Annotated in this window: 1 protein-coding gene; it reads right to left on the bottom strand. The window is 69.9% G+C overall.

Annotation, left to right across the window (positions count from 1 at the left end; all coding sequences use genetic code 11):
* Window positions 1-243, bottom strand: a 243-nt coding sequence (locus tag J5F18_RS09595; protein ID WP_346302012.1) for an enoyl-CoA hydratase-related protein, incomplete at its 3' end; no start/stop codon positions are given.
* Between the last annotated feature and the right edge of the window lie 36 nt (window positions 244-279).

Raw genomic sequence — 279 nt, 5'->3', positions numbered from 1 at the left:
GATCACCTCGGGCAGCACCGGCGCCTGAGGCGGCTTGCCGAACTCCTTGATGTCGGCGCCGGCGGAGAAGCAGCGCCCGCCGGACTGCAGCAGGACCCACTCCGCCCGGGCATCCTCAAGGGCGGCGTCCAGGGCCTCCACCAGGCCAGAGCGCACGGTCTGGCTCAGGGCATTCACCGGCGGGCTGAAGAGCGTGATCAGGCCGCAGTTGCCATTGCGGACCAGGGTGACGGGGGGGCACATGGCGGTTCTCTCCCGGTGGTTGTTATCGGACGAGCC

This window comes from Halomonas sp. BM-2019, assembly GCF_017584085.1.
This window is presented reverse-complemented; position numbering and strand designations above follow the sequence as displayed.